Below are 21,044 nucleotides of genomic sequence, written 5' to 3'. Positions count from 1 at the left end.
TGTCGACGCTGTCGAGGAGTGAATGATGAAGATCGTTATGATCGGTTCCGGCTATGTCGGCCTGGTGTCGGGCGCATGCTTTGCGGATTTCGGCCATGATGTCGTCTGCGTCGACAAGCAGGAAAGCAAGATCGTCGCATTGAAACGGGGCGAGATCCCGATCTTCGAACCGGGTCTGACCGATCTCGTGCGCAACAATGCCGCGGCTGGCCGGCTGTCCTTCACGACCGATCTTGCAGGTCCGGTCGCGCAGGCCGATGCGGTCTTCATCGCGGTGGGCACCCCGTCCCGGCGCGGCGACGGCTTCGCGGACCTCTCCTATGTCTATGCGGCTACGCGCGAGATCGCGCAGGCATTGAGCGGCTACACCGTCATCGTCACGAAATCGACGGTCCCGGTCGGAACGGGCGACGAGGTCGAGCGCATTATCCGCGAACTGCGTCCCGATGCCGAGTTCTCCGTCGTTTCCAATCCCGAGTTCCTGCGCGAGGGCGCGGCGATCGAGGACTTCAAGCGGCCGGACCGCATCGTGATCGGCGCCGAGGAGGAGCGGGCGCGCACGATTATGGCGGACGTCTATCGCCCTCTCTACCTCAATAGCGCGCCGATCCTGAATACGAGCCGTCGCACTGCCGAGCTGACCAAATATGCGGCGAACGCGTTCCTGGCGACCAAGATCACCTTCATCAACGAGATGGCGGATCTGTGCGAGCAGGTCGGCGCCAATGTGCAGGACGTGGCCCGTGGCATGGGGCTCGACAATCGGATCGGCAGCAAGTTCCTTCACGCCGGCCCCGGCTACGGCGGGTCCTGTTTCCCGAAGGATACGCTGGCGCTGATCAAGACGGCTCAGGATTATGGCACGCCGGCGCGTATCGTGGAGGCCGTCGCGGCGGTGAACGATCAGCGCAAGCGCGCCATGGGCCGGAAAGTGGTGGCGGCCTGCGGCGGGTCTGTTCGGGGCAAGACGGTCGCCGTGCTCGGGCTGACCTTCAAGCCCAACACCGACGATATGCGCGATGCCCCCTCGTTGGCGATCGTTCAGGCGCTGCAGGATGGCGGCGCCACGATCCGCGCCTATGACCCCGAAGGCATGGAGCAGGCCAAGGCGATGCTGCCTGCCGAGGTGATCTACTGCGCCAATGCCTATGATTGCGTGGCCCAGGCGGATGCTGCCGTCATCGTGACCGAGTGGAACATCTTCCGCGCACTCGACCTCGACCGGGTGAAAAGCTTGATGGCCGCTCCGGTTCTGCTCGATCTGCGCAACATCTACCGGCCGGAACAACTGCGCGCCAAAGGCTTCACCTATGTCGATGTGGGGAGAGGCCTGCCGCCGGAGGCGCCCGCCAAGGCGACCGACGCGGCCTAGGCGGCGGCTGGACGATCATGACTCCGAGACAGTAGGTTCCGGTGCACCCTTGGGAGCATCTCCTGGCGCGAGCCTGCCGGCCCGCGCGTGACGATGCTTTCGCTGTGCTCAATGTCCCTCGAGCAGATTTCAGAGATGCAGCATGTCCAATGATGTCAGCCMTCTTGCGGGAAAACGGCTCGAACCTGCCATGCTCGTCGATGTGGGAGCGCTGACGAAGGCCTATTTCGAGCGGCCGGACCCGTCGCAGCGCTCGCAGCAGGTGGCCTTCGGTACCTCGGGCCATCGCGGCTCCGCATTCTCGCTGTCCTTCAATGAGGCCCATATTCTCGCCATCGCTCAGGCGATCTGCCTCTATCGTCGCGAGCAGGGCATCGAGGGGCCACTCTTCCTCGGCATCGATAGCCACGCGCTCTCGCGCAACGCCTTCGAAACCGTGCTGGAGGTCTTCGCCGCCAATGGCGTGACCACGATGATCGACGAGGCGCTCCGCTTCACGCCGACGCCGGTGATTTCGCACGCGATCCTGACCTACAACCGCGGCCGCAGCTCCGGCAAAGCGGATGGCGTTGTCATTTCGCCCTCGCACAACCCCCCGGCGGATGGCGGCCTGAAGTACAACCCGCCGCATGGTGGCCCGGCCGACACCGACGCCACCGGCTGGATCGAGAAGAAGGCCAATGCCTTCATTGCAGACAAGCTCGCCGGGATCAGCCGTGTCCCCTATGAGCGGGCGTTGAAGAGCGAGCATATCCGCAGGCACGACTACATCAGCGGCTACGTCGCCGATCTTGCCGATGTCGTCGACATGGAGGCCATCGCCAGGGCCGGGGTCTCGATCGGCATCGATCCGCTCGGCGGCGCCGGGCTCGACTACTATCAGCCGATCATCGACCGCTACGGTTTGAAGGCGACCATCGTCAGCAAGGAGGTCGATCCGACCTTCGGCTTCATGACCGCGGACTGGGACGGCAAGATCCGGATGGACTGCTCCTCGCCCTACGCCATGGCGAGCCTGATCGGCATGCGCGACAAGTTCGACGTGGCTTTCGCCAATGATACGGATGCAGACCGGCATGGCATCGTCACCCGCAGCGGCGGGCTGATGAATCCCAACCACTATCTCGCGACGGCGAGCGCCTATCTCTTCGCCAACCGGCCCGGCTGGCGCGGCGATGCCGCGATCGGCAAGACCGTCGTGTCGAGCGCCATCATCGACCGCGTCGCGGCCAAGCTCGGGCGCAGGCTGGTCGAGGTGCCCGTCGGCTTCAAATGGTTCGTCGACGGCCTCCTCTCGGGCGCGTTCGGCTTTGCCGGCGAGGAGAGCGCCGGCGCCTCCTTCCTGCGCCGGGACGGCACGGTCTGGACGACGGACAAGGATGGAATCATCCTGGGCCTGCTCGCGGCCGAGATCACCGCGAAGACGGGCGCCGATCCCAGCGTCTTCTATGGAAAACTGACGGCCGAACTGGGCAATCCCCGCTATGCGAGGGTCGATGCCCCCGCGACGTCGGCGCAGAAGGCGATCCTCAAGAACCTGTCTGCCGAGCAGATCACGATCACGGAACTTGCGGGCCAACCCATCACTGCCATTCTCAGCGAGGCGCCGGGCAACGGTGCCGCGATCGGCGGCGTGAAAGTGACGGCTGCCGATGGCTGGTTCGCCGCTCGCCCGTCCGGCACCGAAGAGGTCTACAAGATCTACGCCGAGAGCTTCCGCGACGAGGCGCATCTGGCGGCAATCCAGCAGGATGCACGGCGCATCGTCGGCGCGGCGATCGGCGGAGCAGCCTGAGGAGGCTTCGGCGCAATTCGTTACAGCCTGGTCTCCTGCCGGCCTCGTCGGCCGGCAGGAGACTCATGATGCGACGCATCATCGATCGCTGGGGATAGGGCCGCGAATTTTATTCGATTTTTGCCCCGATATGGCAGTCTGGCCGGACCGATTCAGGTTCTGCCAACGATAATGGCTCGGAGGGGCATCCGTGATCTATGTCGGGATTTTCTACCTCGCCTGCGCAGCGGTGTTCCTGCAGCTCGTCGAAGGAGCGCCCGTCATAGAGTAGATCGGCCGGGCAGGTCATTCGCCTGAGCCGAAAGCCTTCGTCCGGAAGCGCTCGGCCGCAAAGGGCGCGATGTCGCAGAAGGTCGGGGCGCCTGTCATGGCCTCCGCCAGCAGCCGTCCGGTCGCGGGTCCAAGCGTGAAGCCGTGATGGGCATGGCCGAATGCGAACCATAGGCCGGTATGCCGGGGGGCACGGCCGATCACGGGAAGCATGTCGGGCAGGCAGGGGCGCGAACCGCGCCACGGCTCGGCATCCAGACGCCGCCCCAACGGCATCATGCCTCGTGCGATCTGTTCGGCTCGGTCGAGTTGCCAGGTATCGGACGGCTGGTCGCGCCCGGCCAGCTCGATCCCCGTCGTGAGCCTGACGCCGCGCTGCATCTGCGTCAGCACGAAGCCGGCCCGAGCGTCGCAAAGCGGGTGCCGCGGAGCCAGCTGGGACGCAATCTCGTAGTGCATGTGATAGCCGCGCTTGAAGCCCAGCGGGAAGCGATAGCCGAAGCGCTCGTAAAGCTCCTTTGACCAAGGCCCCAAAGCGGCGACGACCTCTGATGCCTGCCATTTGCCCGCTTCGGTCGGCAGGCGCCACGCCGACTGCTCGTGCCTCAAGCCGTGCGCGTCGGCCTTTGCCACGATGCCGCCGCGGGCTGCGAAGAGCGCCGCATAAGCGCGCGTGACTGCCCCGGGGTCGGTCACCGTCGCGGGGTCGCGCCAGTGAATGGCACCGGCTATCGCGTCCGGCAGCAGTCCGGGCTCGCGGTGGTGCAGGCTGTGGTCATCGAGCACGTCATAGGCGAGGCCGTAGGATTGCAGATCCGAAGCCGCCCTCGTCGCTTGCTCGAACCCGCGCCGGTCGCGATAGAGCTCGATCCAGCCGCCGCTTCGCATCAGCGCTTCGGTTCCGGCTGCCTTCGTCCAATGGCTGTGTTCATCGATGCAGCGCTCGATCAGCGGCAGGATCGCCCGGCCCAGCTTGTCCAGGCGCGTGGGGGCCGAATTCCACCAATAGCGAGCGAGCCAGGGCGCCATCTGCAGCAGCGTGGCCGGGCGGTAGCGCACGGCGATCGAGCGGTTCGACGCGAAGGCGGCAAGCGTCGCGAAATCACGGGGAAAGGCATAGGGGACGACCGAAGATCGCTCGATCAGTCCCGCATTGCCGTGGCTGGTCTCGCCGCCGGGCTCGCCGCGGTCGACCAGCAGAACCTTGCGGCCGCGCTCCTGCAGATGCAGCGCCGCGCTGACGCCGACGATTCCGGCTCCGAGCACGATCACATCGGCGTCTCGTATTGCAGTGGTCATTGCGCGGGAAAGCCCGTCTCCATCCACCCGAAGCGGGCACCGGGAAGACGAGCCTCAAACGGAAAGGTTTTGCAAGAAAATAAAAATCATTTGACGTCGTGAAAGAAAAATTTCTTGATGGGGCGTCGTCCGGAGCTCAGATGTCTCAAACCCTTCGCCAGAGATTGCAGGCTTGCCTCGCCCACGGCTCCAAGGCCGACAAGGCGTTGGCGAGCTACATGCTGGCGCAGATGCCGAGCCTGCCTTTCGAGACGGCGGCCAGCCTGGCCGAGAAGGTTTCGGTCAGCGAACCGACCGTCGGGCGCTTCTGCCGGACGCTTGGCTACAAGAGCCTCAAGGACCTCAAGGGCAGGCTTGCCGAGGAGATCGGCGACAGACCCTGGCTGATCAGCGACCGGCTGCGCGATTTCCAGCAGCGCAGCCTCGCGGGCGACGACCAGCTCGCGCGCAGCCTTCAACTCGAGATCGCCGGTCTCGTCAGGCTCTATGAACTCGCCCAGGGTGAGGAGTGGAAGCGGGTTGCCCGGCGCCTGGCGACGGCGCCCTCCGTCTATGTCACCGGCTTTCAGACCGAGCGGGGCCTGGCGCAGTACCTCGCCAACCAGCTGCAGTATCTGCGCGACGGCGTGCATCTCGTCGATCTTGCCGCCGGCAATTTCTCGGAGCTGCTGCTCTCGGGCGATGCCGGGCGTCATCTCGTGATCTTCGAAGCGCGGCGCTATTCGCGCATGGCCAAGGTGCTGGCAGAGCAAGCGAAGGCGGCCGGCATCCCGACCACGCTCGTGACCGATTCCTTCTGCGACTGGGGCCGCGGCCTCGTCGACGAAATGCTGGTCGTCTCGACCGAGTTCAACCTGTTCTGGGACTCGACCGCCCAGATGGCGAGCCTGAGCAATCTGCTGATCAACGCGGTCTTCGTCGAGCTCGGCCCGCAGGTCGAGCAGCGGCTGAACCGGATGGCTGAACTCTATGGCCGCTTCACCGGCCATGTCGGCGACAACTCAGGCCCTCTGGGCTGAACCACACAAGCCTTTCGCAACATCTCGAAACAAAAGGGGAAGCGGGATGAAGACGATGATCAAGGGGAGCCTTCTGGCGTTGGGGCTAGCCGCGCTTGGCGCGACCGCCGCGCCGGCGCAGGAAGCGACGTTCGTGATGACCGCGCGCCTCGTCGGCGCGCCGGCCTACAATCCGATCAAGGCGACCAAGCTCAATACCGCCACCACGCTGATCTTCGACCGGCTGGTGGTGCAGGATGCCGATCAGAGCTTCCATGGGCAGCTCGCGGCGTCGTGGGAAGCGAGCCCCGACGGCATGCAGTGGACCTTCAAGCTGAAGCCCGGCGTGAAGTTCCACAATGGCGAGCCGTTCAACGCCAAAACCATCGAATGGTGGGTTCCGCAGTTCAAGGGTACCGAGAACGCCTTCACCGTCGAGGCGATCGACCGTGTCGAGGTGGTCGACGACCTGACGGTGCGCTTCCACATGAAGCATCCCGACCCGAACCTGCTGTTCAATCTCGCCAGCTCCTTCATGTGCATTCCCGAGCCCAAGGCCTTTCAGGCGCTCGGCGACAAGTTCGGCGTAACGGAAGCTGTCGGCACCGGCCCCTACAAGATGCAGCAGTTCACCGTCGGCCAGCAGACCGTGCTGGTCCGCAACGACGACTATGCCTGGGCGTCGGATTTGTCGGCCAACAAAGGGCCGGCCAAGTTCAAGAAGCTGACCTTCCGCGAGATCGCGGAGGAATCGACCGCCTATCTCGAGCTTAAGACCGGCGGCGCCGACCTCTTGGTCAACGTTCCGACCGACTTCCTGCCGCGCATCCAGGCCGACAAGGCGGTGAAGCTCGTCACCATTCCCGGCAACGAGCTGGTCTACATGCCGATCAACACCAGCGTCGAGCCGTTCACCGACATCAAGGTGCGTGAGGCAACCGCCTTCGCGGTCAACCAGAAGGAGATCCTGACCAGCCTTTATGGCGGCAACGGTGCGGCTGCGGACACCTTCCTGATCTCCTCGCTCAGGGAATCGCAGGTCGAGCCGAAATACAGGATCTCTTACGATCCGGAGCGCGCGAAGAAGCTGTTCGACGAGGCCGGCTGGAAGGCGGGACCCGACGGCATCCGCGTCAAGGACGGCAAGCGCCTCGAGGTGAAGCTCTGGACCCAGAACGGCACCGAGTTCAAGCGGCTCGTCGAGATCGTCCAGGCCCAGCTCAAGGCCGTCGGCATGCAGGCCGACATCAGCATCATCGATGCGGGCTCGATCAACGCGCAGTATCGCAAGAAGACCGAGCACCAGCTCGCGATCCGCTCCTATCAGTGGACCAATGCCGACATCGTCGACTGGTTCTTCGCCGCGAAGCGGGCAGGCTATCCCAACGTCTCCATGTTCAACGATCCGGAAGCCGAGCGGCTGAACGACATCGCCATGAACAAGTCGAAGACCTGGGACGAGCGCGTCGCGAACTTCACCAAGTACCATGAGTACGTGCTGTCGCAGTACGCGTTCGCGCCGATCTACCAGCCCGCACAGAGCCTCGCCTACGGCAAGCGCATCGCGATGCCCGAGAAGATCCGCGGGACCGGACTTTACGGACCGACGATGCTCGACATCGCGCCGGCGAACTGAGCCTGGATCGCCGCGCGTCCGACAGGACGCGATAACGGCGATCTATCTTTTGTTGCCGCATCGGATTCGTCCGAAAAGTGGATCCCACTTTTCGGTCCGATGCTCTAGGCCACGGCCGCACACGGGAGAGACCCTTGCTGCGCTTCGCGATCCGGCGGCTCGCCATGCTGGTGCCGGTGTTCCTCGCCGTCTCGCTGGTGATCTTCATGATCATCCATCTCGTGCCGGGCGACCCGCTGGAGCATCTGATCCAGGTCGGCTCGTCGCCCGAGCAGCGGGCTCAGATGATCGCCCGCTACGGCCTCGACCAGCCGCTGCTCGTCCAGTACGGGCGCTGGCTCGCCAAGGTCGTGACAGGCGATCTCGGCGACGCCATCGTGATGCGCCAGCCGGTTTCGCAGCTGATCGCGGAGAACATGCCGCACAGCCTCGCGCTCGGCGGCACGGCGCTCCTGTTCTCGACGACCGTCGGGATCGTGGCCGGCGTGCTCGCCGCCTCCTTCCGCGACAGCCTGTTCGACCGGGCGGTGATGGGCTTCATCCTGCTCGGCTCGACGCTGCCGAGCTTCTGGCTGGCGCTGCTGATGATCCTGATGTTCGCCGTGCAGTTCGAATGGTTCCCGGTTTCGGGCGCCCGGAGCTGGGATGCGCTGGTGCTGCCGGCGCTGACCATCGGTATCGGGGGCACGGCGCTGATCGCCCGCGTCACCCGCGCCGCCATGGTCGAGATCTCTGGCCGGGACTTCGTGCGCGTGCTCCAGGCAAAGGGGCTGCCGTTCTGGCGCATCCAGCTCCGGCATGTGCTCCAGCAGGCGATGCTGCCGGTGATGACCATTCTCGGCCTGCGCATCGGCTGGATCCTCGGCGGTGCCGTCACGGTTGAATACGTCTTCGCGCGGCCGGGTCTCGGCTCGCTGCTGATCACGGCGCTCGGGCAGCGCGATTATCCGCTGGTGCAGGGCTGCCTGCTGATGCTCGCCATTGCGGTGATGCTCGGCACGCTGCTCGGCGATCTCGCCCAGGCGGCGCTCGATCCGCGTCTGCGCGAAGCGATGGGTGCAAGATGAGCCGTTCGTCCCTCGTGTCCCGGCTTGCGCGCTCGCCGCGCGGCGCCCTCTGCGCCCTGTTCCTGATCGCGCTCGTGCTCTGCGCCATCTTCGCACCCTGGATCGCGCCCTACGACTATGCGGCGCAGAAGCTCTCCATGGCGAACACGCCGCCCTCGGCCGCGCATTGGCTCGGCACCGATGAGTTCGGGCGCGACCTGCTCTCGCGCATCATCCAGGGCGCGCGCACCTCGCTCAGCGTGAGCGTGCTGTCCATCGCGCTTTCGGTGATCGCGGGGGCGACGCTCGGCGCTGCCGCCGGCTATTTCGGCGGCATTTTCGACCGGGCCGTCACCGTCGTCGTCGACCTGACCTGGTCATTCCCGGAGATCCTGCTGGCCCTGATCCTGATCGCGATCTTGGGCCCCGGCCTGCATTCAACGGCGATCGCGATCGCCATCGCCTATCTCGCGCAGTTCACCCGGCTGACACGGGCGCAGGTCATGGCGCTGAGGGGGGAGCTCTTCGTCGATGCCGCGGTGACGGCCGGCGCGAGCCCCGCCCGCGTTCTCTTCCTGCACCTGCTGCCCAACGCGATGACGCCGGTCATCGTCGCCGGGATGCTGGCGACGGGCGATGCGATCGTGCTCGAAGCGACGCTCGGGTTCTTCGGGCTGGGGGCCCAGCCGCCGATCCCGAGCTGGGGTGCGATGATGAGCTCCGGCACCGCCCAGATCTTCATCGCGCCCTGGATCATCATCTTCCCCGGCCTCGTCATCGCCACGACCGTGATCGCCATCAACCTGTTCGGCGACGCGCTGATCGAGGCGCTCGATATCCGCCGGCCGCTGCGCGACGGCTGACGCTCCGCCATTCAAGCGAAACATAAAGAGACCGCGAGGAACGCCATGACCTTCACCGTGCTGACCGCCGAGTTCTCGCATGAGAGCAACACTTTCAGCCGCTGCCCGGCGGACCGTGCCGCCTTCCAGGACCGCGGTATTCGCCTTGGAGAGGCGGCCATCGCCGAACGCGGCGAGGCCAACACGCCTATCGCGGGCTTCCTTGATATCGGCCGGCCGGCCGGATGGCGTGTCATCCACGCGATCAGCGCCGCCGCCCAGCCATCGGGGCCGGTGACGCGAGACGCCTACGATCACATCGCCGGTGTCATCGTCGATACGGCCAAGGCGCATGGCGGGGCGATCGACGGCGTGCTGCTCGGCCTGCACGGGGCGATGGTGACGGAGTTCTGCGAGGACGGCGAAGGCGAGCTGCTGGAGCGCCTGCGCGCGGTGCTGGGCCCGAAGGTGCCGATCGGCATCACGCTCGACCCCCACGCCAACGTCACCCGTAAGATGGCGGAGCTGGCGGACATCGTCGTTTCCTACAAGACCTACCCGCATGTCGATGTCCGCGAGACCGGGCGACTGGCGGCCGGCATCATGCAGCGCACGATGGCCGGGGAGATCAGGCCGGTGACGCTGCGCGCCGAGCGGCCGATGCTGGAAGAGGTCAATGGCGGACGCACCGATATCGGCCCGATGGTCGAGCGCATCGCCAAGGCCAAGGCCTATGAGCAGGAGGCCGATGTCTTCGCGGTCAGCGTCAACGGCGGCTTCGGAAATGCCGATATCCAGGAGGTAGGCCCGACCGTCCTCGTCACCTGCCAGGGCGATCACGAGCGCCACCGTGCCTTCGCGGAAGCGCTGGTCGACGACATGTGGCAGCGCCGCTTCGACAAGGTCACGCCGTTCCTCTCGGTGGAGGAAGCGGTGGCGGAGGCGGCCGGCTATGTCGCGACCTCCGGCCCCCTCATCATCGCCGACTATGCCGACAATCCCGGCGGCGGAGGCTATGGCGATGCGACCGAACTGCTGAAGGGCATGATCGCCGCCGATCTGAAGGATGCCTGCTTCGGGCCGATCGTCGACCCTGAGGCTGCGGCCGAGCTGCACCGGTCCAGGCCGGGCTCGATAGTCTCCGTCCGGCTCGGCGGCAAGGTCGACCCTGAGATCGGCGGCGGGCCGCTTGCGCTCACCGGCACGCTCGTCAGCGTCAGCGATGGTGCCTATGTCGGAGACGGCCCGATGATGGGCGGCTTGCACGCGAGCTGGGGGCCGTGCGCCGTGCTGCGTGTCGGTGATATCGAGATCCTCGTCACCACGATCCGCGCCCAGATGAACGACCTCCAGCAGTTCCGTGCCTTCGGCATCGATCCCGCCGCCAAGCGGGTGGTGGCGCTGAAGTCGATGCAGCATTTCCGTGCCGCCTTCGAGCCGATTGCAGGCAAGGTCATCGTCTGCGACAGCGGCGCGCTCTGCACACCCGATCTCACCAAGCTGCCCTATCGCCGCGTGCGGCGCCCGATCTTCCCGCTCGACGCATAGTCGGCGCCTGCGTCGGGAGCCGTCGTTCCCCCGTCGATCCGAGTTGGCCATGCGTTCTGCGCGAGAAGCGGCCGGTCTCAAGCTGTTGAGACTCCCGCAGCTTGGGGCCCGATTCGGGTGCGCTCTGCGATCTGGATCACCGCGCGGCGATGATCCGACCGTTCCGGAGACCGGCGACGAGAAGGCGCTGCCCGAGACCGGAGAGGAAATCGACCTCGTCGGCCTTGAGCGAGAGCTTGTAGCGGAGCTCGAGAATGCGGGCTCTCGTCTCGGGCGCGCGTATGTCTGCCAAGGACAGCCTCACGAACTTGATCTCGAGCTTGTCGCAATCCCGCGTTTGCATGGCATCGCAGCGCCAGCGGACCAGGCTTTTCCGCCAGCGCCTGGTCTCCTCCTCCAGCCCGTCGAGACTGGCCCGGCTTGAATTGTCGATCATCGTATCGATCGAGGCCGTGATGGTGTCCAGCGCTCCCGGGCCGTCCGTCGATGTCGACATGTCGCCGCCGACGCGCAGCGAGGCGTCGGCTACGATCACGACGATGCGCCTCACCTCCCGCGCTGTCGCCTCCGGGAGTGGCGACGGCGCCGGTCCGCGCATCGACCTCATGAGGTTTTGGGTGGCCAGATTGTCGACGAGTCCACCATCGAGCAGCTTGAGGTAGCGCAGGTCGGTAGCCGTCGCGTAACGAGCCTGCGTTTCCCGAAGATGGGACACGACCGTGGAGCTCGCAGCCGGCGCCACAGGGACGCCTGGAACGAGCGGACAGGCTGCGTTGAAGTTTTCCAGGACAACCGGCGCAAACAAGACCGGCACGGCTGCCGAGGCTGCGACGGCATGGGATAGGGGAAAGGTGGCGTAGTCGCTGCAGATCGTGCGGAAACTCTCGCGATCGAAGGAGAAGGGCGCACGATTATAGAGGTCCGTCGCGTGCAGCAGGAGGCGCGGCCCTCCCGTGCGCTCGAGGTCGCCGAAGGTTGCGCCATGATAGAGATGAGCATCGAGCCAGGCGCCGAGGCCGGTGAGGTCATTGACGCCGCCGCGATAGCCGCGCAGCAGATTGTCCGGCGTGAAGGCGGTCCGCAGCGACGCTTCGGGATCCTGATCGAGGTAATCGCGCCTGAAGGCCGGTATACCCGACGGGCCATGCAAGGCGACATAGGCCGCCAGCATGCCACCGCCTGAAACGCCGGCGACCACCGCAATATCGTCCGCGAGCGTCCGGCCCGTTTCCTCGGGGGCCCGTTGATCGGCAAGCGCCGACAGAACGCCGTATCCGAAGGCGGCAGAACGAGCCCCTCCGCCTGACAGAGCCAGCAGGACTGCAGTGGTCCCTGAACGCGCGGGCGATGAGCGTGGGCCCGCCGACGCCGCGATCTCCGTCAAGGGCAGGTTCGAGGGAGGATTTGAGGGGCTGGCGCAAGCTGCCATGCCGACGGACAGTGCCGCCATTCCCAGAACCTTCAGTGCCTTCTTCCAGCAGCCGGCAGTCGGCTGGCTTGTCGGCTTGAGAACCATGCGGGCGCTATCTCCACCGCCCGCCGTCTTCTCTTGTTGGGACGCCCAGGCCGCGGGAGATGTCGCTTCGGTCGATTATCTCAGCATTATGCCCGCGATGAACCCGAGGCGTTCAGGTCGGCATCGGCAAGCTCAGGCGAAAGCAGGCTCCGTGCGCTCGATCCAGAATTGCGATTGCGCCGCCGTGCAGCCGGACAATTTCCCGCACGAGATGAAGCCCCAGGCCAGCCCCTCGATCCTGATGGGCGATGCGGGAGAAGGGCTCGAACACCCGCTCGCGCTGTTCGGCCGCGATCCCGGGGCCTTCATCGATCACATCGACGATCCGCTCGCTTCCGACCGAGATGGTGATCGTGCCGCGCCGGCCGCCATGCTGAATGGCGTTCTGCACCAAATTGACGAGCGCCCGCTCGAGCCCCGCAGCGTCTCCGATGACGTCAACCCGCTCGGCCTCGGTATCGAAGGCGAGCGCGTAGCCGGCGTTGATGGCGAGCGGCGCAAGATCGCTGGCGACGCGCCGGCCGATCGCGACGAGGTCCAGCCTGACGAAGGCGTTGGGAGCGCGTTCCAACCGCTGCAGGTCGAGCAACTGCTCGGCCATCACGGCGAGCCGGGCGATATCCTCAAGCAGCCGGCCGCGCTGGGCCGAGCCCGGCAACGTCTCCAGCCGGGTCTGCAGGATCGCGATCGGCGTCCGCAGCTCGTGAGCAGCGTCGGCGAGGAAGCGTTTTCGCCGGGAATGCCCCTCGTCCAGCCGTTGCAGGGCACGATTGACCGCATCGACGAGCGGCGTGACTTCAGTCGGCGTCAGCACCGTCGGCAGGCGGGTGCCTTGGCGGTCGATGTCGATCCGCTCCGCCTCCGCAGCAACGGTTCCAAGCCCGCCTAGTGCCCGACTGACCACCATGGGCGTTGCGATCAGGGTCGCCAGCGCCATGACGACCAGCGTGGGCAACACGAAGCTCGCGAAGACGACGAGAATACCCTGGATCAGCCAGCGGAGCGGCGCCTCGCCTCCTGGACCGGTCACGACCTGGATGTCGCCGGCTGCGCTCCCGACCCAGCGCATCTGGGCGTTCGCGCGCGGCGGGTCCCCCAGGTTCCAACCCAGGCGGGCATTGCCGATGTCATCCAGCGCATCGCCGATGTGCGCGAAATGAGACGGCGGAGATCCCTCGACGAGCTGGCGCCCCTGCCGGTCTCGCACGATGTACCAGAGGTCGGGCACCTCGGCGCGCAGCTTGATCAGTTCCGGCGTCTCGCGGATCGTCAGGCTGCCAGTGGCGTCGCGCAACACTGCGTCCTTCAGTGCGTCGATCGTAATGTCTTCGGATTCGAAGTTGAGGAGATGGCCACCGAGATAGAGCGCGGCGATGATCGACACGACCAGCAGCGAGAGCAGCGCAGCTTGCAGCGCGAGCAGCCGGCGCACCAGCCGCCACTTCAGCGAATGGGTACGCGGTGCTTGGAAGGTCATGCCGCCCGCTTCAGCAGATAGCCGATACCCCGGATTCCGTGAATTTCGAGCTCCGCCCCGGCATGGCTCAACCTCCGGCGCAGGCGAGAGACATGCATGTCGAGCGCGTTCGACTGGATTTCGTCGTCGAAGCCGTAGACCGCTTCTTCCAATGTCGTGCGCTGGACGGCGCGGCCATGACGGCGCAGCAGGCTCTCCAGCACCAGCAGCTCTCGCCGCGGCAGATCGAGGGCCTGCCCATCCACGCTCGCGCTGCGATTGCGCCAGTCGAATTCGAAACGGCCGATGCGCAGGAGGTCCGGTGCCAGCTCCGCCGATCGGCGCAGCACGGCGCGCAGCCGCGCGAGGAGCTCATCGATCACGAAAGGCTTGGCAAGGTAGTCGTCGGCGCCCGTATCGAGCCCCTCGACCCGCTCTTCGATGTCGCCACGGGCGGTCAGCACGATGACGGGAGCGAGCAGCTTCCGGGCGCGTATGCGGGGAAGCAGATCGAGCCCGTCACCATCCGGCAGATTGCGATCGAGCAGCACCGCGCCATGAACGCCGGCCGCGATCGCTTCCTCGCCTTCGGCCAGCGTGGTGACATGGTCGACGACCATGTCGCGTTGCCCGAGCGCCGTGCGCAATGCGCTGGCCATCTCCGGTTCGTCTTCGACCAGAAGAATGCGCATGCCGGATACTCAGTGGCCGTGCATGAGCGTGGTGCCCGCGTTTGGCTCGCGGGCGGTGGAAGACGCTGACGGCTGCAGCATGATGGGGGCTTTGGGCGGGGTTGGGCTTTGGCCGATATCGCCCCCCATGCTTGCCGCAACATTGCCGGGCAAGGTGTCTCCGGACCGCTTGCGAACCGGCGATCCCTAGTAGACGTCGGTCTGGTAGCGCCCCGCTTTGCGCAAAGACGCGACATAGGAGATGGCTTCCTCGCTGGAGCGAGCGCCATGTTCGGCGACGACATCGACCAGAGCGCGCTCGACATCCTTGGCCATCCGCTTGGCATCGCCGCAGACGTAGAAATGTGCGCCTTGTTCGAGCCAGGCCCAGAGCTCGCTGCCGCGCTCGCGCATGCGGTCCTGCACATAGACTTTCTCGCCATCACGGGACCAGGCCAGCGTCAGATTGGTGAGGAAGCCCGAATCCTTCATCGCCTGCAGCTCGTCTTCGTAGAAGAAATCGCAAGCGCGGCGCTGGTGGCCGAAGAACAGCCAGTTCCGGCCCGGCGCCTTCGTCGCCAGCCGGTCGTGCAGGAAGGCGCGGAAGGGTGCGACGCCCGTGCCCGGGCCGCACATGATCACTGGCGTTGCCGGATCGGCCGGCAGGCCGAAGCCATGGGCGCGCTGGACATAGACCGGCACCTCGTCGCCGGGCAGCACGCGTTCGGCGAGGAAGGTCGAAGCGACGCCCCAGCGCGGCCGCGAGCCGACCTTGTAACGGACAGTATCGACGGTCAGCGTGATGCGGCCGGGCGTGGCGTTGTGCGACGAGGAGATCGAGTAGAGCCGCGGCCAGAGCGGATCGAGCGCCTCGACGAAGGCCTCGGCCGAGAGCCGCGCCTGCGAGAACTTGTGCAGCGTTCCGAGTACGTCGAGCCGGTCGAGGTCTCCATCGGGGTCTTCATCGGCGGCAAGGCGTCTGGCCTTGCCGCGGGCTTCGTCCGTGCAGGCCGTGGACTGACGCGATGCGAGCCTGTAGCGAAAGCTTCCCCGATAACGATGTCGTTGCATGGGCAGGTCCGGCAATGTCAGCGTTCGGGCACCCGATGGAGATCGCACCATGCCCAAGCTCTGCAAGTTCACCTCGCCGAAGGACGGCGAGCCCGTCTACGTCAATCCCGATCAGGTCAGCGTGGTCTACACCTTCAAGGGCGAGCCGCCGGATACGATCATCGCCTTCCGCAAGGATTTTCTGCTCGGTGTGAAGGAGAGCCTCGACGAGGTGGTGAGCACGCTCGAAAGGGCCGCCACAGAACCGACCAGCGGCGCCTGACGCGGAAGGCCGCGGCGGCGGAGGCGCGCCAGCGTTGGATTTTCGCCCGGCGCGCCCCATATCCTCTTGGCAGGGAGGTGTCAGGATGGCCAGCGGTTGGGCTCCCGACGGAGCCGTTCAGGATCAGATCGACGATTCCATCAATGATGCGGTCCGGCTGGCGCGGTCACGGCTGCCGGCGGGGCCGGGCGAGATTCATTGCCAGGAATGCGGCGAGGAAATTCCCGAGGCGCGCCGTCGCGCCATGCCGGGCGCGCGTCTGTGCGTGCACTGCCAGTCGGGCCATGATCGGTCGGCGGCGTCCTCCGCCTATAACCGGCGCGGCAGCAAGGACAGCCAGCTGAGGTAGGCAGGGCCGCGCTGCTGAACACGCCGATCCGGAGTGCCGCTGGCGCCGGGATGTTCAGCGCGCAGGGGTCTTGGGTTCTCGCCCCGCTCCAGGCTCATAGGCCGCGCGATCGATGCCGTGCCTTGCGAGCTTGTCGTAGAAGGTCTTGCGCGGGATGCGCAGCTTCTCCAGCGCGGCGCGGACATCGCCGTGCGCTTCTTCCAACGTCTCCCTGATCAGCGTCGCTTCGACCGCGTTGAGCCGTTCGGGCAGACTCAGCAGCTCGGCGTCCTCCGCTTTTCGGACCGGCAGCAGGTTCTCCGGCAGCCCGAGTGCGACACGCTCTGCGAAATGGACGAGTTCCCGTACATTGCCCGGCCAGTCGCTATCGACGAGGTGCCGTTCGACGGCGCGGTCGAGGGGGGGCACCTCCCGGCGGTACTTTTCCGCAGCCCGCGCCAGGAAGCGCGAAAACAGCAGCGGGATATCGCGGCGGCGTTCGCGCAGCGGCGGAATGTGCAGCGTCACCACATTGAGGCGGTAATAGAGATCCTCGCGAAAATCGCGCCGCCGCACCGAGTCGCCCAGGTCGGCCTTGGTCGCGGCCACGACCCGGAGGTCGACGCGGCGCAGGTCGTTCGAGCCGAGTGGCGCGATCTCACGCATTTCGAGGACGCGCAGCAGCTTGACCTGCGCGGCAAGCGGCATGCTCTCGAGTTCGTCGAGGAAGAGCGTGCCGCCGCTCGAATGCTCGATACGGCCGATCCGGCGCTTCTGCGCACCGGTGAAGGCCCCGGGCTCGTAACCGAAGAGCTCGCTCTCGATGACGCTGTCCGGCAGAGCGCCGCAATTCAGCGCGACGAAGGGCTTGTCGCGCCGCCGCCCGAGGCGATGCAGCAGGTTCGCGACGACCTCCTTGCCCGTTCCCGTCTCACCCTGAACCATCACGTCGACATCGACATCGGCGAGTTCGCGGATGGTCTGGCGCAGGCGCATGATCGCGGGTGTCTCGCCGATCAGGGTGGTTTCCTCCTCGCCGCGCGTCGCCAATGCCCGCAGGCGGCGATTCTCGAGGACGAGCGCGCGCTTCTCGGCGGCTCGATGCAAGGTCTCGACGAGGCGCTCACCGGAATAGGGCTTGGCGATGAAGTCGTAGGCGCCTTCGCTCATCGCCCCCACCGCCGTCTCGATATCAGCATGGCCCGAAATCATGATCACCGGAATGTCGGGATCGAGCGCCCGCAGCCGCCGGAACAATTCGATGCCGTCCATGCCGGGCATGCGGATATCGGTGACGACGATGCCGGCATAGTCCGGCCCGATCCGCTGGAGCGCGGCCTGGCCGGAGGGCAATGCCACCGCCGGGAAGCCGGCCAGGCGCAGTGCCTGAACATTCGCGTCGCGCAGATCGAGGTCGTCGTCGACGAAGGCGACCTCGATCGCAGCGATGGAAGCGCCGGAATTGCTCATGCGGCTGCCCTCTCCAGATCGATGATGAAGCTGGCGCCTTCGCCCGGCCGGCTCGTCGCGGTCAGCGTGCCCCCGAAGGAAGTGATCATGTCCTGCGAAATGACCAAGCCAAGGCCGAGCCCCTTGGGCTTGGTCGTGCTGAACGGCGTGAAGAGCTGCGCCAGCGCGTCGGCGGACAGGCCCGGACCGCGATCCGCAATCGCGATCGCGACGCGGTCGCCATGCGGCGTGACCGTGATGGCGAGCGCCGGCTCTCCCCCATCGCCGCCGTCGAGCAGGGCCTCGATCGCGTTGCGCAGGAGATTGACCAGAACCTGCTCGAGTTCGATAGGGCGGGCGGTGACGAGGACCGGCTCCGGCGGAGCGGTGACGACGGGCGTCACGCCGGCCTGACGCAACGGCCCTTCAAGCAAGGTCAGGGCGCCTTCGATGACGGTCGCCACCGGGACGGGCACGGGCGGCCCCTTGCCGCGGCGCGCGAAGCCGCGCAGAGCCTCGGTGATCGCGCCGATCCGATCGGTCAGCGAGATGATCCTCGCCAGTGCGCTGTCGGCTTCGAGCGCGTCGGACCGCTTGAGGAAGGCGCGGGCGTTCTCGGCATAGGTGCGCAGCGCCGCGAGCGGCTGATTGACCTCATGGGCGACGCCGGCGGTGACCTGCCCGAGCGTGGCCAGGCGGTTGGCCTTGGCGAGCTCTTCCCGGAGATTGGACAGCCGTTCCTGGGCCAGGGTCCGCTTCGCCATTTCGGCGACGAGCATCTGATTGGCGCCGGCCAGCTCGGCGGTGCGCTCGGCGACGCGGTCCTCGAGCTCGGCCTTCGCGCGCGCGTCTGCGTCGCGCCGGGCGAGATGGTGCTGGCGCCGGCGCAGGGCGAAGGCGGCGAGAGCGGTGCCCGGCATCAGCACGAGCGCGACCAGCGCCTGGGATTGCGAACGGCCCGCGGTGATTGCGGCATCGACAGGCAGAAGCACCTCCAGCGCCCAGTCCGTCGTCGGCACGGGCTGGCGTATCTGGACATAGCGGCCGATGAGCGGGCTCGTCCCCTGGACGAGCTCCCCCTGCTGCACCAGCGGCAGAGAAGTCAGAGGGGCGGCGCCGAACTGGAGCGAGTCCCGGATCGCCGCGGCCGTCGCCTGGTCAAGCGGTGCCTCGACCCGGAAGCGCCAGTCCTCGACCGTCGCGAGCAGCACGACGCCACGTTGGTCGACGACATAGCTCTGGCCCCCCAGCGCCCGCCAGTCGGCCTCGACCCGGTCGAATTCGACCTTGACGACGATCACGCCGAGGCTCTGGCCGGCCTCCTCGATCCGCCGGGTGATATAGAGGCCGGGCCGCTGGCTGACCGTGCCGAGCGCGAATTGCTCGGCGCCGCCGGATGCGATGGCACCCCTGAAATAGTCGCGGAAGCTGTAGTCGCTGCCGACGAAGCTCGTCGGCTCGTTCCAGTTGCTGGCTKCGATTGCGACGCCGTCCAGGCCGAGCAGATAGATCACGGCGGTGCGGGCCTCGCGCGCGATGGCTTCCAGCTTGAGGTCGAGCCCGTGGCGGCTGCCGCCCGTCAATGCCAGCCGCACATCGGGGTCGCGGGCCAGGATGACCGGCAGCGCACGCTGCTTCTCGAGCTCGCCGCGCAGGATCGCGAGCGCCAGCGTTCCGGCATCCTCGGCGCGCGATTGCGTGCCGGCGATGGCCCGGCTGCGGCCGAATTCTCCGGCGGCGAAGAGCGAGGCGATGGCAATCGCCGCGACGACCAGCCCGAAGACCAGCCAGCGCAGCTTGGCCCTGCCTTTCCGCGGATCGAGCAAGGGATGGCTCATGTTCTGTCGTCGTGCGGATTTCCGCACAAATCAAGAGGGTTGTGTGCGGCTTATCGCCAGATGACATCGATCGAAGCCGCTCTGCGTCTTTCTAATCATCTGTTTTATAAGGTCTTTGTCGTTTTTTCGTGGTTGGCACGCCGATTGCGCGAGGGGCGTAGCGGTTTCGAACAAGAGCAAGAACACCGCCGACCCAAGGAGCACATCATGGCGACCACGCTCGACCTCGCGTCCGCTCAGCCGGCGCGTCCGAAGAAGTTCTACCAGCACCTCTATGTCCAGGTTCTGTTCGCCATTGCGGCGGGCATCCTGCTCGGCCATTTCTGGCCCGAGCAGGGCGCGGCGATGAAGCCGCTCGGCGACGCCTTCATCAAGCTGGTGAAGATGATCATCGCGCCGGTGATCTTCCTGACGGTCTCGACGGGGATCGCGGGCATGACCGACATGCAGAAGGTCGGTCGCGTCGCCGGCAAGGCGATGATCTATTTTCTCGTCTTCTCGACCCTGGCGCTGATCGTCGGCCTCATCGTCGGCAACGTCATCCAGCCCGGCACCGGGCTGCACATCAACCCGGCCAGCCTCGATGCCAAGGCCGTGCAGAGCTATGCGGCCAAGGCGCATGATTCCAGCGTCGTCGGCTTCCTGCAGAACATCATTCCGGACACGATCGTCGGCGCCTTCGCCTCCGGCGACATCCTGCAGGTGCTGTTCTTCTCGGTGCTGTTCGGCCTTTCGCTCTCGATGGTGGGCGAGCGCGGCAAGCCGGTTCTCGACTTCCTGCAGGCGCTCTCGGCCCCGATCTTCAAGCTGGTGGCGATCCTGATGAAGGCCGCCCCGCTCGGCGCCTTCGGCGCGATGGCCTTCACCATCGGCCGCTACGGTATCGGCTCGGTCGCCAATCTCGCGATGCTGATCCTGACCTTCTACCTGACGGCGGGGATCTTCGTGCTGGTCGTGCTCGGGGCGGTCGCCCGCTACAACGGCTTCTCGATCTTCGCCCTCATCCGCTACATCAAGGAGGAGATCCTCCTCGTCATCGGCACCAGCTCTTCGGAGGCGGCGTTGCCGAGCCTGATGGAGAAGATGGAGGCTGCCGGCTGCAAGCGCTCCGTCGTCGGGCTGGTCATCCCGACCGGCTATTCCTTCAATCTCGACGGCACCAACATCTACATGACGCTGGCGGCGCTGTTCATCGGGCAGGCCATGGACATCCACCTGCCGCTCGGCGACCAGATCCTGCTGCTGCTCGTCGCCATGCTGAGTTCGAAGGGCGCGGCCGGCATCACGGGGGCGGGCTTCATCACGCTGGCTGCAACGCTCTCGGTCGTTCCCGCCGTCCCGGTCGCCGGCATGGCGTTGATCCTGGGCATCGACCGCTTCATGTCGGAATGCCGCGCGGTGACCAACTTCATCGGCAATGCGGTGGCGACGATCGTGGTGGCGCGCTGGGAAGGCGAGCTCGATCAGGACCAGTTGCAGGCCGCGCTGAGCGGTCATTCCCCGCTGGTGGTCGACGGCGAGGTTCTGTCGGTCCCGGCCGAATAAGCCAAGCTGCCAAGCCCGGAGCACCGATCTTGCGCGGTGCTCCGGGCCGCCATCACGCCTGCATTCGTAGAGACATCGGATATGCCGGCCCGCCCCGTTTGA

Annotated in this window: 17 protein-coding genes; 10 read left to right on the top strand and 7 right to left on the bottom strand. The window is 66.2% G+C overall.

Features of this window, described 5'->3' with window-relative positions; genetic code table 11:
* Positions 1-25 precede the first annotated feature (25 nt).
* Both AC1DIN_RS24240 and pgm read left to right on the top strand, forming a co-directional pair.
* Entirely contained in the window at positions 26-1,372 is a 1,347-nt protein-coding gene (locus tag AC1DIN_RS24240) for a UDP-glucose dehydrogenase family protein (RefSeq protein WP_476811622.1), read from the top strand.
* 142 nt (positions 1,373-1,514) lie between these two features.
* Positions 1,515-3,167 carry a phosphoglucomutase (alpha-D-glucose-1,6-bisphosphate-dependent) gene (pgm, locus tag AC1DIN_RS24235; protein ID WP_476811609.1) on the top strand — a complete coding sequence of 551 codons (1,653 nt, stop codon included), beginning with the start codon at positions 1,515-1,517 and terminating at the stop codon, positions 3,165-3,167.
* Between the two features lie 285 nt (positions 3,168-3,452).
* Here the strand turns inward: pgm and AC1DIN_RS24230 are convergent, their stop codons facing one another.
* Complete coding sequence (locus tag AC1DIN_RS24230; protein ID WP_441472564.1) at positions 3,453-4,736, bottom strand: NAD(P)/FAD-dependent oxidoreductase; 1,284 nt, start codon at positions 4,734-4,736, stop codon at positions 3,453-3,455.
* 140 nt (positions 4,737-4,876) lie between these two features.
* Here AC1DIN_RS24230 and AC1DIN_RS24225 point away from each other — a divergent pair, with 140 nt between their 5' ends.
* From AC1DIN_RS24225 to AC1DIN_RS24205, 5 genes are all read left to right on the top strand, one after another.
* Positions 4,877-5,755: a MurR/RpiR family transcriptional regulator gene (locus tag AC1DIN_RS24225; protein WP_476811608.1), complete on the top strand. Its 879-nt coding sequence runs from the start codon at positions 4,877-4,879 to the stop codon at positions 5,753-5,755.
* Between the two features lie 46 nt (positions 5,756-5,801).
* Positions 5,802-7,370, top strand: a complete 1,569-nt coding sequence (locus AC1DIN_RS24220) for an ABC transporter substrate-binding protein (RefSeq protein ID WP_476811607.1) — start codon at positions 5,802-5,804, stop codon at positions 7,368-7,370.
* A 134-nt stretch (positions 7,371-7,504) separates the two neighbouring features.
* On the top strand, positions 7,505-8,437 hold the full coding sequence (locus AC1DIN_RS24215) for an ABC transporter permease (protein ID WP_441472567.1): 933 nt from the start codon (positions 7,505-7,507) through the stop codon (positions 8,435-8,437).
* Positions 8,434-9,279 carry an ABC transporter permease gene (locus tag AC1DIN_RS24210; RefSeq protein WP_476811606.1) on the top strand — a complete coding sequence of 282 codons (846 nt, stop codon included), beginning with the start codon at positions 8,434-8,436 and terminating at the stop codon, positions 9,277-9,279. The genes AC1DIN_RS24215 and AC1DIN_RS24210 overlap by 4 nt, the downstream gene beginning before the upstream one ends.
* A 45-nt stretch (positions 9,280-9,324) precedes the next feature.
* Complete coding sequence (locus AC1DIN_RS24205) at positions 9,325-10,806, top strand: M81 family metallopeptidase (protein WP_476811605.1); 1,482 nt, start codon at positions 9,325-9,327, stop codon at positions 10,804-10,806.
* Between the two features lie 136 nt (positions 10,807-10,942).
* Here the strand turns inward: AC1DIN_RS24205 and AC1DIN_RS24200 are convergent, their stop codons facing one another.
* The 4 genes from AC1DIN_RS24200 to AC1DIN_RS24185 all read right to left on the bottom strand — a co-directional run bounded on the left by AC1DIN_RS24200 (position 10,943) and on the right by AC1DIN_RS24185 (position 15,520).
* Positions 10,943-12,235: a patatin-like phospholipase family protein gene (locus tag AC1DIN_RS24200; RefSeq protein ID WP_476811621.1), complete on the bottom strand. Its 1,293-nt coding sequence runs from the start codon at positions 12,233-12,235 to the stop codon at positions 10,943-10,945.
* Positions 12,236-12,434: 199 nt separating this feature from the next.
* Positions 12,435-13,799 (bottom strand): sensor histidine kinase, encoded by a 1,365-nt coding sequence (locus AC1DIN_RS24195; RefSeq protein ID WP_476811604.1) that lies wholly within the window; start codon positions 13,797-13,799, stop codon positions 12,435-12,437.
* Positions 13,796-14,470 carry a response regulator transcription factor gene (locus AC1DIN_RS24190; RefSeq protein WP_476811603.1) on the bottom strand — a complete coding sequence of 225 codons (675 nt, stop codon included), beginning with the start codon at positions 14,468-14,470 and terminating at the stop codon, positions 13,796-13,798. The genes AC1DIN_RS24195 and AC1DIN_RS24190 overlap by 4 nt, the downstream gene beginning before the upstream one ends.
* Before the next feature lie 186 nt (positions 14,471-14,656).
* Positions 14,657-15,520 carry a sulfite reductase subunit alpha gene (locus AC1DIN_RS24185; protein WP_476811602.1) on the bottom strand — a complete coding sequence of 288 codons (864 nt, stop codon included), beginning with the start codon at positions 15,518-15,520 and terminating at the stop codon, positions 14,657-14,659.
* Positions 15,521-15,569: 49 nt separating this feature from the next.
* Between AC1DIN_RS24185 and AC1DIN_RS24180 the strand changes: the two genes are divergently transcribed.
* Complete coding sequence (locus tag AC1DIN_RS24180; protein ID WP_476766908.1) at positions 15,570-15,782, top strand: hypothetical protein; 213 nt, start codon at positions 15,570-15,572, stop codon at positions 15,780-15,782.
* A gap of 85 nt (positions 15,783-15,867) precedes the next feature.
* Positions 15,868-16,131 carry a DksA/TraR family C4-type zinc finger protein gene (locus AC1DIN_RS24175; RefSeq protein ID WP_476766909.1) on the top strand — a complete coding sequence of 88 codons (264 nt, stop codon included), beginning with the start codon at positions 15,868-15,870 and terminating at the stop codon, positions 16,129-16,131.
* A gap of 54 nt (positions 16,132-16,185) precedes the next feature.
* On the opposite strand, the gene AC1DIN_RS24170 is transcribed toward AC1DIN_RS24175, so the two are convergent.
* Positions 16,186-17,580, bottom strand: a complete 1,395-nt coding sequence (locus AC1DIN_RS24170) for a sigma-54-dependent transcriptional regulator (protein ID WP_476811601.1) — start codon at positions 17,578-17,580, stop codon at positions 16,186-16,188.
* Complete coding sequence (locus tag AC1DIN_RS24165; protein WP_476811600.1) at positions 17,577-19,397, bottom strand: sensor histidine kinase; 1,821 nt, start codon at positions 19,395-19,397, stop codon at positions 17,577-17,579. Before AC1DIN_RS24165 ends, AC1DIN_RS24170 begins: the two co-directional genes overlap by 4 nt.
* Positions 19,398-19,604: 207 nt before the next feature.
* Between AC1DIN_RS24165 and AC1DIN_RS24160 the strand changes: the two genes are divergently transcribed.
* Complete coding sequence (locus AC1DIN_RS24160) at positions 19,605-20,942, top strand: dicarboxylate/amino acid:cation symporter (RefSeq protein WP_441472585.1); 1,338 nt, start codon at positions 19,605-19,607, stop codon at positions 20,940-20,942.
* Positions 20,943-21,044 lie beyond the last annotated feature (102 nt).

It is taken from the genome of Allobosea sp. 05T438 (assembly GCF_056396025.1).
Note: the sequence above shows the minus strand (reverse complement) of the source record. Positions and strands in the feature narration are given on the sequence as shown.